Here is a 12,049-nt window from a genome sequence, read left to right as displayed (position 1 = left end):
ATGGAATTTTATTCTCCATTAAGATATCCCGGAGGTAAAACATTTTTAGCAGACGAGCTTAAAAGAATTTTGGTTGCCATTGGTTTGGATAAACCGACCTACGTCGAACCTTATGCGGGTGGCGCAGGGGTAGCCTTAACTTTGTTGTTTGACAATAGGGTCAGGCAAATAGTCATAAATGATCTAGACAAAACGATTTATGCATTTTGGAAATCAGTAACCCAGAATTCAGAACGATTTGCGCAGAAAATTATAACGACTCCAGTGACTATTACTGAATGGAAAAAACAAAAGCAAATTTATTTAAATAAGAATGCCAATATTTTTGAAAAAGGGTTCGCCACTTTTTTCCTTAATCGAACTAATAGATCTGGCGTAATGAATGCGGGGCCGATTGGGGGAAAGAATCAAGACGGTCCGTACAAAATAAATATGCGATACAATAAGAAAAAACTGGCTTTACGGGTTCGCAAGATTGGGAAATTTCAAGACCGTATTTCAGTATTAAATAAAGATGGAATACAACTTACGAGAAGATATTTAAATAGAAATAACACTTTTATTTACTTAGATCCCCCATATTTTAAAAAGGGTGCAATGTTATATCTCAATCACTATAAAGAGGATGATCACAAGAAACTCGCCGATTTATTAAATACAAATACTAACTATAATTGGGTATTGACTTACGATGAAGTAAAAAAAATCAGAGAATTTTATCCCGACAGGATGAGAAAACGCCTTAGTTTGAAGTATAGTGTCTATGATTCTTGCAAGATTAGAAAGGCTCGCGAGTTGATGATTTTTTCTGATTCAATCTCAAGAGCGAAAACTGCAGCTCGATAGTTATTTTAATCAAAATTTAGCCCGAAATTGAGGGAAATTTATGTATCACTCTATAATCATTGAGGAAAGCTTAGAAAATCCAAGAATTTTAGAGAATTATAGAATTCTTAGAACGAAGTTCTCAGAAAGGCAGAATTGGCATTTGCATATCGTTGAAATTACAGAACCGGTAGAAGACGCTATAAAAGAAATTCAGAATGCAATGATAGGGGATAGACCTGATTATTTTCACATTTATGATGAGGGAAAAGATTTAATTGTGATTTTTAAAGATAAAGTTTTTAATATCGATCCTAATAACAAATCCACCTGGCAGGAAGCACGTGCCTTCGGTGCGTTTAAATTAAGTATTCCGGCAGAACAACTCGATTTTTATCCTTCAAAAATATCCGAGGAAGACGAATGGTATAGCCGAGAGTAAAAATAACTAAAATTTAGCTCAAAGTCGAGGGAAATTTAACTTAAGAAAGGGTTTGACCCCTTTTTTTGTTTGGTATAAAATATAAGGTCGAAGATATAATTAACCAAAGTTAATAATTGGCTATGAAAAAAATCACCGTTAAAAAAGTTCGCGATGGAGATACTTTTCAGGGCCCGAGAGGACAATTTTATCGCCTTGCTGAAGTATATGCGCCAGAAAAAGGTCAAAGAGGTTATAAGAAAGCGAAAGAGATATTAAGGGAAATGATAGAGGAAGAGCAGGTTTATATTCAGGAGATAGGAAAATCATATGGTCGTCCAGTAGTGAAGGTGCGGTTGCCGGGCGAGAAAAGAACGATTAATGAGAAAATGAAGCGCGCTGGATTTGGAGAATAACAAAGTTAAAGAATTAATTAAGAAATAAAATTATGTTTAAATTAAGTCCATCTGACTTTAAGTATCTTTACGAGGATTGTAAGTATTGTTATTACCAAAAGATAAAATATGGCGTATCTCTTCCATCGATAGGAATGCCAGGAGTTTTTACAAAAATGAATTCGTTGTTGCAAAACGCGATTATTGGGATGGATTTAAGAGAGATTAATTCTGGATTGCCAGCAGGAAAAATTGAAGTAAAGGAAGGATTTCTGAAATCAAAACCCATACCTCCTACAGATGATTGTTATATTAGCGGTAGGTTTGATATAGTTTCTCGTTTAGAGGATGGAACGCATGCGGTTATTGACTTTAAGATAACCAATCCTGGTGAAGATAAACTTAACAAGTTTTTTCCTCAATTACACGCATACAAATTTTCTTTAGAAAATCCAGAAATTGGTTCTCCAAGGAAGGTGAGTAAAATGGGTGTTGTTGCTATAAGTCCAGAGGAAATTTTATTTCCTGGAGATGATGTTATTTTTAAGACAAAGCCACATTGGTTTGAAATAAAGGAAGATATGAAGGGGTTTTATTCTTTTATATCAGCGGTTTCTGCACTTCTAAATGGATCTACTCCGAAAGAAGACCCAAACAACTGTAAGTGGTGTTATTATAGAACCCGTACAGGAAAATCTCGTAATTAAAACATATGAAGAAAGAGTTTTTTATAGTCAGTGTTCTTTGGTCTCCTAGTGACGGAAAATATTATTTGATTCAGAGAAAAAGTAATAACGAGTGGTCACTCATTGGTGACAGAGTCAAATGCGACACCGATCTGATAAACATAGAAGGAACTGCCATAAAGAGTATTAGGCACAAAACAGGTTATGCCCACATAGAATGCAAAGGAGAAATTGGTAGAGTAGATCAAGATGATTCTGCTATTTCAAGGACAATACACTTTTTTCTTTTCTATTTATCTGAAGTGCCAGAAAGTGAAAAAATAAAAGAACAGAAAGTAGAGAAGAAAGGAAATTGGTTTACTTTTAAAGAAACTATAAGTAGGCTTACTCCTGAAGTTTCGAGAAGAATTTTATATCAAGCAGAAAGAAAAATACATACCGATGAAATAATTATATCAAGTAAACCTAAAATAGTTGTTGCGGCCGGGCCCGGAACAGGAAAAACTTTCTTGTTTGAGAAGGTTTGTAAAAAGAAAGAAAATGATAACAACCTTATCATGACCTTCATTAATGAATTAGTGAATGATTTAAAGTTTGGGTTAGGACAGTTGGCCGATGTAAGGACATTGCATAGCTTTGTTATGAATGAATTATTCCCAGGCTCCACAGAGAAACCCGAAGTTTTTATGCAAATAGCGGATGTTATAAGCGAGGACTTTAATATTATCGAGGGGAGAAAGATTTCCTTTAAGGATATTTTTAATGACTTATTGGATAGAAATAATTCTAAAGCTTTAGCTTTTTATTTTAAAAGAAGAAAATACTATGACTGTATTGGTCCGAGTTGTGCTGTCTACGATTTAATAAAGCATTTCGAAAAAGACAAAAAAGAAATACCTCAATATTCTCAAATATTAATCGACGAATTCCAAGATTTTAATAAGTTAGAAATAAAATTGTTAGATTTATTAGCTGATGAAAGCCCGATTCTGATAGTTGGTGATGACGATCAATCACTTTATGATTTTAAAAACGCTTATCCAGAAGAAATACGTTCTAGATGCCTTAATTTTAAAAGTAATTATTTTTATCGTTCCCTTCCTTTTTGTTCTCGTTGTCCAAAAGTAATAATAGATTCTGTTAATACTCTCATATCTAAGGCCGAGAAAGGGGGATTTCTAAAAAAAAGGATTCCTAAAAGATTTGAGTATTTTTGTTCAGAAGAAAAAGATGCAATATCTAAAAAATACCAAAACATCTCTTATAGGGGAGAAGTACAGAGGGTAGATTTCTTTATTGATAAGGATATTAAGGAGATTTTTGAACGAGATAGAAATTTTTCTGTATTAATAATTTGTGCACATGGATCTCCTAAGCAAAAAGATGAAATGGAAAATTATCTTCGCGAGAAAGGTTTTAGGAATATTCAGAATAAAAGAAAAGATGATATCAAAATGGAGGGGTACGAGCTTCTTTTAAAGGACAGTGATCGCAATCTTGGTTGGAGAATCCTGTCTAAGGACAAGATGAAATCAGCCGAATTTAAAAGAATCATCGTGAAGAGCAAATCAGAACAAGATGTTTTTAGAAGTCTATTACCCAAAACTATTCAAAGTGAGATTAAGAAAGTATTAAAAATATTAAAGAAGATTAATGACAACATAAAAATAAACGATGAGGAAAGAAAATTTATCCTCAATCAGTTTAGTTATAATCCTTCTGAAATTGCTTTTAATAAATTAAAAAAGGAAATAAAGGGAAGTAACGTTCGTAAAGAGGGTCACAAAGATATTTCTATTAAGATTGTTAATCCGCTGGGATCAAAAGGGCTTAGTGCGGATTATGTTTTTCTCGTAAATTTTAATGAAGACAAGGTGACAAATGAACTTTTGTGCCAATTTATAGTGTCTATCACGCGAGTAAAGAAAAAACTATATATTTATAGCCAAAAGAAAGATCCCCCCACTCTTATCGAATGGATCAAGGACTATTTAGAATAAAATGTTCTAGCATAATCCCATGTGGCCAGGAAGATTTTGTTTAAAACCAAATGTCGCACAAGGTATAAAAAGCGTCGTGGAGCCGTTAAGAGTAAAACATGAACAGAGATCAAGCTTTAGAATTATTAAAACAAAATCTTGATAATCAAAATTTAATTAAGCATTGCTTGGCAGTAGAAGCTGTAATGCGGGCTTTGGCTCGCCAACTTGGAGAAAATGAGGATCAATGGGGGATAGCCGGATTATTACACGACATTGATTATGAAAAAACTAAAGATGATCCAAATAAGCATTCTTTAGTTGGAGCTCAAATGCTTGAAGAGGCAGGATTAAGTAAAGAAATTTGCCAGGCAGTAAAGGTTCATAATGAAATTCACGGGATTCAGCCAGAAGCTCCAATGGACAAGGCCCTTTTTACGATTGATCCTTTAACTGGTTTGATTGTCGCGGCAACATTAGTTTTACCATCAAAAAAAATAACAGATTTAACTGTAGAAAATGTTTTAAACCGTTTTAAAGAGAAGGCTTTTGCCAGGGGGATAAATAGGGAAATTATTAAGCAATCCGAAGGATTACTTGATATAAAGTTAGAGGAATTTGTTAAAACTGGACTTCAAGCAATGCAAAAAATTAATAAAGATCTTGGATTGTAAATACGTCCAGCCAGAGGAGCCCGTTCGACAAGCTCAGGATAAAGAAAATTTAATCGCCTAAACAGCGATTTTTTCGAACCGGTCACTGCGTTCCCTGTAATTACTTCGTAATTAAGTAAACCAGTCATCGCTTCGCTCTTCCCTGTAATTATTTCGTAATTAACGATAGAATAAAAATATGCGGTTCAAGCATATAATTAGCGTGAAACAATTTTTAGATACGAACATTTTAGATAAGATTTTTCAGCTTGCAGATGAAATGAAAAAAAACGATAAGGCAAATAAGTTACAAGATTCTTTAAAAGGGAAGATTTTAGCGACAGTATTCTATGAACCAAGCACAAGAACAAGATTTTCTTTTGAATCCGCAATGCATAAACTTGGTGGAGATGTGATAACCACAGAAAGTGCCTCTCATTTCTCGTCGGTTACAAAAGGAGAAACGCTTCAGGATACGATTAAAGTAATAAGTGGATATGTTGATGCAATCGTCCTAAGGCATTATGAAGAAGGTTCAGCGAAAATTGCTTCAGGAATTTCATCTGTGCCTATAATAAACGCAGGAGATGGAATTGGAGAACACCCCACCCAAGCATTATTAGACCTATACACGATCCAAAAGGAGTTCGGGAAAATTGATAATCTAAAAATAGCTTTGATTGGTGATTTATTATATGGCAGAACAATACATTCTTTAATTTATCTGCTTGCTCTGTATAGAGGAGTGAAGGTTTATCTCATTTCGCCGACTCAATTAAAACTTCCTGAAAAGGATAAGGACTATTTAACACAAAAGGAAATAGAATTTGAAGAATTAACAAATTTAAATGAAGTTTTAGATAAAATAGACGTCTTATATATTACAAGAATTCAGAAAGAGCGATTTAAGTCTAAACAAGAGTATGAACAGGCAAAAGACGCTTATATAATTGATAAAAAAATTGTAAATCAACTTAAAGAAAATACAATAATAATGCATCCATTACCAAGAGTAAACGAAATTTCTCCCGAGGTAGATAATGATAAAAGAGCTGTATATTTCAGGCAAGCCCAAAATGGGTTATATATTAGAATGGCTCTTTTACGGTTGATTTTTAATAGTGAATAGCAGGGTAGGGAAATAAGAAGTCGCCAAGAAGGCCTTGCCCGTAGAGCTATGGCCGAGGGCGATTTTTTGATAGAGTAGAAATATGAAAATTAAATTAATTAAGGTAAAAGCGAAATCAATTTTTACTAGAAGCAAACTGCCGGGAGTAAAGTGGGCAATCAATCAATATGTTGGATGCCAACATGCCTGCCTTTATTGCTATGCCAAATTTATATCTAAATGGCGGCCGCCCAATTACGGAAAGTGGGGGACTTGGATTGAAATAAAGATAAACGCTCCAGAATTAGTAAAAGGGAAGTATGTAGACGGTTGGGTCTATATGAGTTCTATTACTGACCCCTATCAACCAATTGAGAAAGACTTGAAACTAACCAAGAGAATTTTGGAGAATTTAGACAAAAAAATAAAGCTTTCTATTCAAACAAAATCAGATTTAGTTTTACGAGATATAGATATCTTCAAAAAATTTAAAAATATTGAAATTGGCTTAACGATAAATAGTTTTGATGGCGAGACAAAACGCATCTTTGAGCCATTTTCGACCTCAAATGAAAGGAGAATTAATACTTTAAAGAATCTTAAAGAAGAGGGATTTAAAACCTATGCCTTTGTCAGCCCTATAATTCCAGGTTTAATAAACTTAAAAGATGTAATTGAGAAAACGAAAAAATTCGTTGATTATTATTTTTTTGAAATGATTAACGTAAGAGGGGCCGGAAAAGAATTCATGGACATATTAAAAGAAAAATTTCCTAAAAGTTATAATATTTTAAAAGATAGGAAGAAATTTCTAAAATTCATTCAGGAATGCAAGAATATTATCTCTTCAGAGAATATTGAAGTTCGAGGAATAGCAACCCATAATTAAAAATCGTATAAAAGGCGGTTTTTTAGTAGAGTTGAAGTATGAAAAAACATATACTAAGATTCAGAAAAATAGATAAGGGAATTTTTGATGACATTAAAAAGGGATTAAAAACCATAGAAACTCGTGCAGCTACAATTAAATTCCGCAATATAAAAAAGGGAGATACTTTAGTTTTTTTGTGCGATAAAGAAAAGTTCAATAAAGAGGTGATAGAAGTAAAACATTTTAAAAGCATTGATAATATGGCAAAAAACTTAGATATTAAGAAAGTAATGCCTCAAATTTCTTCTTTAAAAGAAATGAAAGCTGTTTATTATTGTTTTCCGGGTTATCAAGAAAAAATTAAGAAATTTGGATTAATCGCAGTAAGATTTAAATAAATTTTCTTATCAAACAGGTCCTAATATCGTCCGTCCCTCGAAAGGACAAAGTAGGGAACTGATGGTTTTTTTGGTAGAATATAGAAAGGAAACATCACTTAAAACATAAAACATTTACCCCAGCACCGAACTTCGTTCTGGTGCTGGGGTAAGAAAGAGAATTATGAATAATATATTAAGGAAATTAATCAAAGAGTATCAAGAAAATCAGGATTTATTATATGGAATCCAAAAACTTTCTAATGAAATTAGGGCAAATTCTAAAAAAGTAATTGCTTTATTGCGTAGAGAAAATATTAAAGAGAGTGAAAAGACGTTTAAAAATATAGAGGACCGATTTCAATTAATTAATGAAGTCGTTGAGCAGCACAAAGATTTATTAAATCAAAATTTCTATAAAGAAGCAGTGGAAGAATACATCGAGGCGATAACTTTCTATAATTTTCTAACCAAATCCAAGAAAAAAACTTCTAAGTTTATCAAAGTAGAACCTAAAGAATTTATTTCGGGAATTTGCGATTTTACCGGCGAGCTAGTAAGGAGAGCAATAACTATAGCCAGCCCTAAAAATCTTAAAGAATTAATTTCATATCAAAGAACAGTGGAGAATATTGTCCAAGAACTTACCAAGGTTGGTTTTCAGGGCAAACTGAGGCAAAAATATGATGAAACAGAAAGAAATTTAAGGAAGTTAGAAAATATTATCTATGATATTAAATTAAAAAAATAACCACCAAATAAGTTAAATTATTCCAATATTCTTGAGAATATAAGAATGTCATGATATCGTGTTAATATAATGAAGATTATGGCAAAAACGACAAAAACAGCAAAAATAGCAAAAACAGCAAAGCAATTGGAAAGGCATTTTAAGGGCGTGGCTAACCATCGGAGAATAGCCATCCTTATTTTAGTCGGCGAGTCAGAGGGGATTACTCTTGAAGGAATTGCTGAAGCGCTTGAGTGCAATATTAAAACAATTTCCGAACATACTCGTCGGTTAGTCCAAGCTGGGCTTCTAAATAAAAAATATCAGGGTCGTATGGTTATTCATACACTGTCGCCTTATGGTAAAGTGTTCTGCAATTTTATTATAACCTTCCAACATTCTTGAGAATATGAGAATGTTAATAAAATGAATTTATTCAAAAAACTTATTCGGAATACAACTTCGCCTTTTTGTATTTGCAGCAGATGCCCGAGCTACCCCGGCAAAAAAGATCCAAAAGTTTATTGCGAATACGGAAAAAGTGAATACCCGACAGATAAACGAGGCTGTATTTGTTCAAAATGTATAGTTTGGAAAATTAACCGTTTTAAAAATCAGTACTACTGCGAAGTCGGCAAGGATCCCAAGTCTAGAATTTAGCTCATCCTACGCCAAGGCTACGGACGAAAAAGCCGAAGTTGAACTTAAAATTGAGAATGAATGCTTTTGAGAAATTATACAAAGAGTTGAAAAGAAAATACGGGTTACCTAAAGGACAATGGGTTCTTTGGTGTAAAAGACCTAAAACCAGAAAAGAAAGAGAAGAAGTGATGATTGGCGCGATTTTAACCCAAAGAACGAACTGGAAAAATGTAGAATTAGCTTTAAATAATTTAAAGAGAACGAAGATAAATTCTTTAAAAAATATTTATAAATTAGGTGCTAAAAAGCTAGCACCTTTAATCAAACCATCGGGATTTTACCAGGTCAAAGGAGATTATCTTTTTTATCTGGCAGAATTTATTCTTAATAATTATAGTGATTCGGAAAGAATGAAAAAAGCAAAACTTAAGGAGTTGAGGGAACAATTATTAACATTAAAAGGCATTGGTCCGGAAACATCTGACAGCATTTTACTTTATGCTTTAGATAAACCAGTTTTTGTCATCGATGAGTATACTCGACGCTTAGTTCAAAAACGAAGCCTGGCCAAGGATTTATCCTACGCATTTTTGCAAAAACTATTCGAACAGAAACTAAGAAAAGATTTTCGATTATATCAAGATTTCCATGCTTTAATTGTCATTGACGGTAAAAATAAATAACTAACCCCAGCAGTATCCGCCTGAGGCAGAACTACGGGGCAGGAATTTAGGCTCCGGAATCAGTCGATTCAGGGCAGGCCTCCTTCTTCGCCCTTTGGGCTTCGGACGGACAAGGGAAGTTGAGCCAACCACTACCCAAAATAGGTATATGGGTAAAGAAAATTTATGAAAGAAAAAATTAAAAAATGTGATAAAAATTAAATAATCACGTTTAATATTTTATGGAAAACGAAGCTCTAAAAAATATTCTTACTCGCCATAGCATCCGGGAATTCACGGGGAATGAAGTTAAAAAAGAGGATTTGTTGACGATATTAAAAGCAGCGATGTCGGCGCCATCGGCCGTTAATCAACAGCCCTGGTCATTTGTCGTTGTGACTAAGCGGGAAACTTTAGACGCACTTTGTGAAAAGCTGCCTTACGCCAAAATGCTTTCAAAAGCCGGCGCGGCCATTGTGGTTTGCGGTTTACCCGACAAATCAAAGCTTTTAAATCTTGTGCTTAAAGTGGTGATAAAGTCGTTACTCAAAGATTTTTGGGTTCAGGACTGCTCAGCCGCCTCAGAAAATATTTTATTAGCCGCGCATGCTTTGGGCTATGGCGCGGTTTGGACTGCGATTTTTCCCGCCGAGGCATTAGTTAAAAATGTTCAGAAAATTCTAGGAGTTCCTGAATATGTTATTCCTTTAAATGTTATTCCGATTGGCGTGCCGGTTAAAAAAAACCAACCGCCAAAAGACAAATTCAAAGAAAACAACATTCATTGGGAAAAATGGTAAACTCTTTAATAAAATGACACTATGACTTCATTTTTTCTAGGCATAGCTGGGGGTTCAGGAACTGGAAAATCAACGCTCGCATTCGCACTTATGGATAAATATCCTAAACAAATCAGCGTTCTTCACTTTGATGATTATCAGAAAAAGAGTGGAGAAATCCCCATACTCCACGGGTTTGAAAACTGGGACCATCCTGAAGCAATTGATTTTGAGGAATTAATACACGACCTCAATACACTAAAAAATGGTGAGACGATTACGGTGTTTACGTGGTGCGACGAAAGACTAAACCCAGACTACGCACATAAAAAGAAAAGAGTGCCAATGGAGATTCAGCCAAAAGCTGTTATTATACTTGAAGGATATTTAACGTTCTATAAACCAGAAGTTAGAGAATTCCTCGACCTTATGCTCTATTGTGACGCTCCAGAGGAGATTCGTAACCAACGAAGAACAAAACTACGAGATGAGCATTATGAGGAATACATTGAAAAAATACTCCGTCCTATGTATAATCAATACCTTGAGCCAACGAAACAATATGCCCATCACGTCATTGACATTACGCAATTTACTAAAGATGAATTGGTTTTACGAATCGAAAAGATGCTCCCTTTCCTAAGATTAGATAGCTAAAGGAGTTAAAACCGACACCCTTACCTCCCTCACAATTCTCCAAATACCAGGTTCTAACGTCGTCCAAGCCCCGCATGGCGTTAGGATACCCTGTTGTGTTAAGAATCTCGAGGGGAAGATAATAGATAAAGACGATCTAAACTCTATTAAGGGTTTCAAAAGGTATAAAAACCGTCGTGAGTCCCATGGGACTATGCCCGAGGGAGTAGAGGATAATAAAAAAACATAAAATGAAATGGAACAACGAAATTTTACTAAAATTCCATTCATAATAGCAACTTTAGCTACCATTATACTTTTAGGGATTATTGTGTACCAGCTGGACATATTTACTTCTTCTACGGCCAGTATCTCTGATGTTTTTCAAAAACCAAGAACTATTACAAAAGAAGAATCTCAGAGAATGGCTGAGCTTCAAGAAAAATTGAAGAATGCTGAGGAATTAATGCAAGAAATAATAGAAGGAGGCCTGATGGATTATAGGTCGCCATTTCAATCGTGGTGTGATGAAAAGTATAATAAATTAGAAGAAGAGTGGGAAAGGAGGTTGAAGGAGAGTGGAACAAAGGCAGTCCAGGAAGAAATGAAAATCAAAGAAGAGACATGCAAAAAGTATCCTGAATTTTTTAAAATTGACAATATCTTTTTTTGCTCAGGAGGAAAATTAGAAAAACATATTAGAGACATTTATATTCCGAAATGTATTAGCTGGATAACTAACCAATTAGAAATCCCATAATATTAATTTATTAATCTGTAAAAAATATGAAAAATTCGCACAACCCAAATAGAAATCGAAACCGGACGAGACGCCGCAGATTTCTAAAAAGGCACAGGAAAAAGATTTCACCAAAACAAAGACACGGCAAAAAGCCGAAATAATTAGAGTATTCCTACGTCCCGTCTAAAAAAGGAGGATTTAGCTACAACCACAAAATCGCCATTCGGGCGATTTTTTGTTAAAATAGAATAAATCTATGAGAAGAAAGAGTAAAAAGTATTGGTCTGGATATGTGACAAAATACAGCAATGCTTTAGATTTGGATCGCAACGTATTTACCTGGAAAAATCCGAAGCGTATTGCAAGGTCATTAAAACTGTCGGCGGAAATAAGCTGTCGCCGCAAAGCTGAACCTTTTCAATCAGCAATGTCTATGCTTAATTTCTACATTAACCGGGCAGGAAAAAATTTGCCGTCAAAAAGGAAAAAAATCCTTGAGCAAGCAAAGGTTGAACTGCGAAAAGCGTTCAACCGGTTATGATC

Annotated in this window: 17 protein-coding genes; all 17 read left to right on the top strand. The window is 34.3% G+C overall.

From position 1 onward, the window contains the following. The 17 genes from ENH66_02690 to ENH66_02610 all read left to right on the top strand — a co-directional run bounded on the left by ENH66_02690 (nucleotide 1) and on the right by ENH66_02610 (nucleotide 12,047). On the top strand, nucleotides 1-846 hold the full coding sequence (locus ENH66_02690) for a DNA adenine methylase (protein ID HDZ54586.1): 846 nt from the start codon (nucleotides 1-3) through the stop codon (nucleotides 844-846). Nucleotides 847-886: 40 nt separating this feature from the next. Then, nucleotides 887-1,267 (top strand): hypothetical protein, encoded by a 381-nt coding sequence (locus tag ENH66_02685; GenBank protein HDZ54585.1) that lies wholly within the window; start codon nucleotides 887-889, stop codon nucleotides 1,265-1,267. 122 nt (nucleotides 1,268-1,389) lie between these two features. Next, nucleotides 1,390-1,662: a hypothetical protein gene (locus tag ENH66_02680; GenBank protein HDZ54584.1), complete on the top strand. Its 273-nt coding sequence runs from the start codon at nucleotides 1,390-1,392 to the stop codon at nucleotides 1,660-1,662. A gap of 32 nt (nucleotides 1,663-1,694) precedes the next feature. Next, nucleotides 1,695-2,348: a hypothetical protein gene (locus ENH66_02675; GenBank protein HDZ54583.1), complete on the top strand. Its 654-nt coding sequence runs from the start codon at nucleotides 1,695-1,697 to the stop codon at nucleotides 2,346-2,348. A gap of 5 nt (nucleotides 2,349-2,353) precedes the next feature. Beyond that, nucleotides 2,354-4,327 carry an ATP-dependent helicase gene (locus ENH66_02670; protein HDZ54582.1) on the top strand — a complete coding sequence of 658 codons (1,974 nt, stop codon included), beginning with the start codon at nucleotides 2,354-2,356 and terminating at the stop codon, nucleotides 4,325-4,327. A gap of 98 nt (nucleotides 4,328-4,425) precedes the next feature. Then, complete coding sequence (locus tag ENH66_02665) at nucleotides 4,426-4,980, top strand: HDIG domain-containing protein (protein HDZ54581.1); 555 nt, start codon at nucleotides 4,426-4,428, stop codon at nucleotides 4,978-4,980. Nucleotides 4,981-5,158: 178 nt separating this feature from the next. Then, on the top strand, nucleotides 5,159-6,088 hold the full coding sequence (gene pyrB / locus ENH66_02660; protein HDZ54580.1) for an aspartate carbamoyltransferase: 930 nt from the start codon (nucleotides 5,159-5,161) through the stop codon (nucleotides 6,086-6,088). An 88-nt stretch (nucleotides 6,089-6,176) separates the two neighbouring features. Then, the gene (locus tag ENH66_02655; protein ID HDZ54579.1) at nucleotides 6,177-6,956 is read left to right on the top strand and encodes a radical SAM protein; all 780 of its coding nucleotides are present in this window, start codon (nucleotides 6,177-6,179) and stop codon (nucleotides 6,954-6,956) included. 38 nt (nucleotides 6,957-6,994) lie between these two features. Beyond that, nucleotides 6,995-7,336 carry a hypothetical protein gene (locus ENH66_02650; protein HDZ54578.1) on the top strand — a complete coding sequence of 114 codons (342 nt, stop codon included), beginning with the start codon at nucleotides 6,995-6,997 and terminating at the stop codon, nucleotides 7,334-7,336. A gap of 163 nt (nucleotides 7,337-7,499) precedes the next feature. Further along, nucleotides 7,500-8,066, top strand: a complete 567-nt coding sequence (locus tag ENH66_02645; protein HDZ54577.1) for a hypothetical protein — start codon at nucleotides 7,500-7,502, stop codon at nucleotides 8,064-8,066. A 78-nt stretch (nucleotides 8,067-8,144) separates the two neighbouring features. Then, nucleotides 8,145-8,450: an ArsR family transcriptional regulator gene (locus ENH66_02640; protein ID HDZ54576.1), complete on the top strand. Its 306-nt coding sequence runs from the start codon at nucleotides 8,145-8,147 to the stop codon at nucleotides 8,448-8,450. A 21-nt stretch (nucleotides 8,451-8,471) separates the two neighbouring features. After that, a complete protein-coding gene (locus tag ENH66_02635) occupies nucleotides 8,472-8,705 on the top strand; it encodes a DUF2769 domain-containing protein (protein HDZ54575.1) in 234 nt (77 codons plus the stop codon). 56 nt (nucleotides 8,706-8,761) lie between these two features. Next, nucleotides 8,762-9,370 (top strand): endonuclease, encoded by a 609-nt coding sequence (locus ENH66_02630; GenBank protein ID HDZ54574.1) that lies wholly within the window; start codon nucleotides 8,762-8,764, stop codon nucleotides 9,368-9,370. Between the two features lie 221 nt (nucleotides 9,371-9,591). Next, nucleotides 9,592-10,149: a nitroreductase family protein gene (locus ENH66_02625; protein HDZ54573.1), complete on the top strand. Its 558-nt coding sequence runs from the start codon at nucleotides 9,592-9,594 to the stop codon at nucleotides 10,147-10,149. Between the two features lie 21 nt (nucleotides 10,150-10,170). Continuing rightward, nucleotides 10,171-10,785 (top strand): hypothetical protein, encoded by a 615-nt coding sequence (locus tag ENH66_02620; protein HDZ54572.1) that lies wholly within the window; start codon nucleotides 10,171-10,173, stop codon nucleotides 10,783-10,785. 235 nt (nucleotides 10,786-11,020) lie between these two features. Continuing rightward, nucleotides 11,021-11,524 (top strand): hypothetical protein, encoded by a 504-nt coding sequence (locus ENH66_02615; protein HDZ54571.1) that lies wholly within the window; start codon nucleotides 11,021-11,023, stop codon nucleotides 11,522-11,524. 238 nt (nucleotides 11,525-11,762) lie between these two features. Next, nucleotides 11,763-12,047: a DUF3175 domain-containing protein gene (locus ENH66_02610; protein HDZ54570.1), complete on the top strand. Its 285-nt coding sequence runs from the start codon at nucleotides 11,763-11,765 to the stop codon at nucleotides 12,045-12,047. The last annotated feature ends 2 nt before the right edge of the window (nucleotides 12,048-12,049 follow it).

Source organism: Candidatus Nealsonbacteria bacterium, assembly GCA_011050465.1.
In the GTDB taxonomy this organism is placed as follows: Bacteria; Patescibacteriota; Minisyncoccia; order Minisyncoccales; family RBG-13-36-15; genus RBG-13-36-15.
This window is presented reverse-complemented; position numbering and strand designations above follow the sequence as displayed.

Bases quoted from the DNA above. Each gene is read 5' to 3' on its own strand.
- ENH66_02640 (HDZ54576.1), top strand. From the start codon at position 8,145: ATGGCAAAAACGACAAAAACAGCAAAAATAGCAAAAACAGCAAAGCAA.
- ENH66_02615 (HDZ54571.1), top strand. From the start codon at position 11,021: ATGGAACAACGAAATTTTACTAAAATTCCATTCATAATAGCAACTTTA.
- ENH66_02685 (HDZ54585.1), top strand. From the start codon at position 887: ATGTATCACTCTATAATCATTGAGGAAAGCTTAGAAAATCCAAGAATT.
- ENH66_02610 (HDZ54570.1), top strand. From the start codon at position 11,763: ATGAGAAGAAAGAGTAAAAAGTATTGGTCTGGATATGTGACAAAATAC.
- ENH66_02690 (HDZ54586.1), top strand. From the start codon at position 1: ATGGAATTTTATTCTCCATTAAGATATCCCGGAGGTAAAACATTTTTA.
- ENH66_02620 (HDZ54572.1), top strand. From the start codon at position 10,171: ATGACTTCATTTTTTCTAGGCATAGCTGGGGGTTCAGGAACTGGAAAA.
- ENH66_02650 (HDZ54578.1), top strand. From the start codon at position 6,995: ATGAAAAAACATATACTAAGATTCAGAAAAATAGATAAGGGAATTTTT.
- ENH66_02670 (HDZ54582.1), top strand. From the start codon at position 2,354: ATGAAGAAAGAGTTTTTTATAGTCAGTGTTCTTTGGTCTCCTAGTGAC.
- ENH66_02635 (HDZ54575.1), top strand. From the start codon at position 8,472: ATGAATTTATTCAAAAAACTTATTCGGAATACAACTTCGCCTTTTTGT.
- ENH66_02665 (HDZ54581.1), top strand. From the start codon at position 4,426: ATGAACAGAGATCAAGCTTTAGAATTATTAAAACAAAATCTTGATAAT.
- ENH66_02630 (HDZ54574.1), top strand. From the start codon at position 8,762: ATGAATGCTTTTGAGAAATTATACAAAGAGTTGAAAAGAAAATACGGG.
- ENH66_02680 (HDZ54584.1), top strand. From the start codon at position 1,390: ATGAAAAAAATCACCGTTAAAAAAGTTCGCGATGGAGATACTTTTCAG.
- pyrB (HDZ54580.1), top strand. From the start codon at position 5,159: ATGCGGTTCAAGCATATAATTAGCGTGAAACAATTTTTAGATACGAAC.
- ENH66_02625 (HDZ54573.1), top strand. From the start codon at position 9,592: ATGGAAAACGAAGCTCTAAAAAATATTCTTACTCGCCATAGCATCCGG.
- ENH66_02645 (HDZ54577.1), top strand. From the start codon at position 7,500: ATGAATAATATATTAAGGAAATTAATCAAAGAGTATCAAGAAAATCAG.
- ENH66_02675 (HDZ54583.1), top strand. From the start codon at position 1,695: ATGTTTAAATTAAGTCCATCTGACTTTAAGTATCTTTACGAGGATTGT.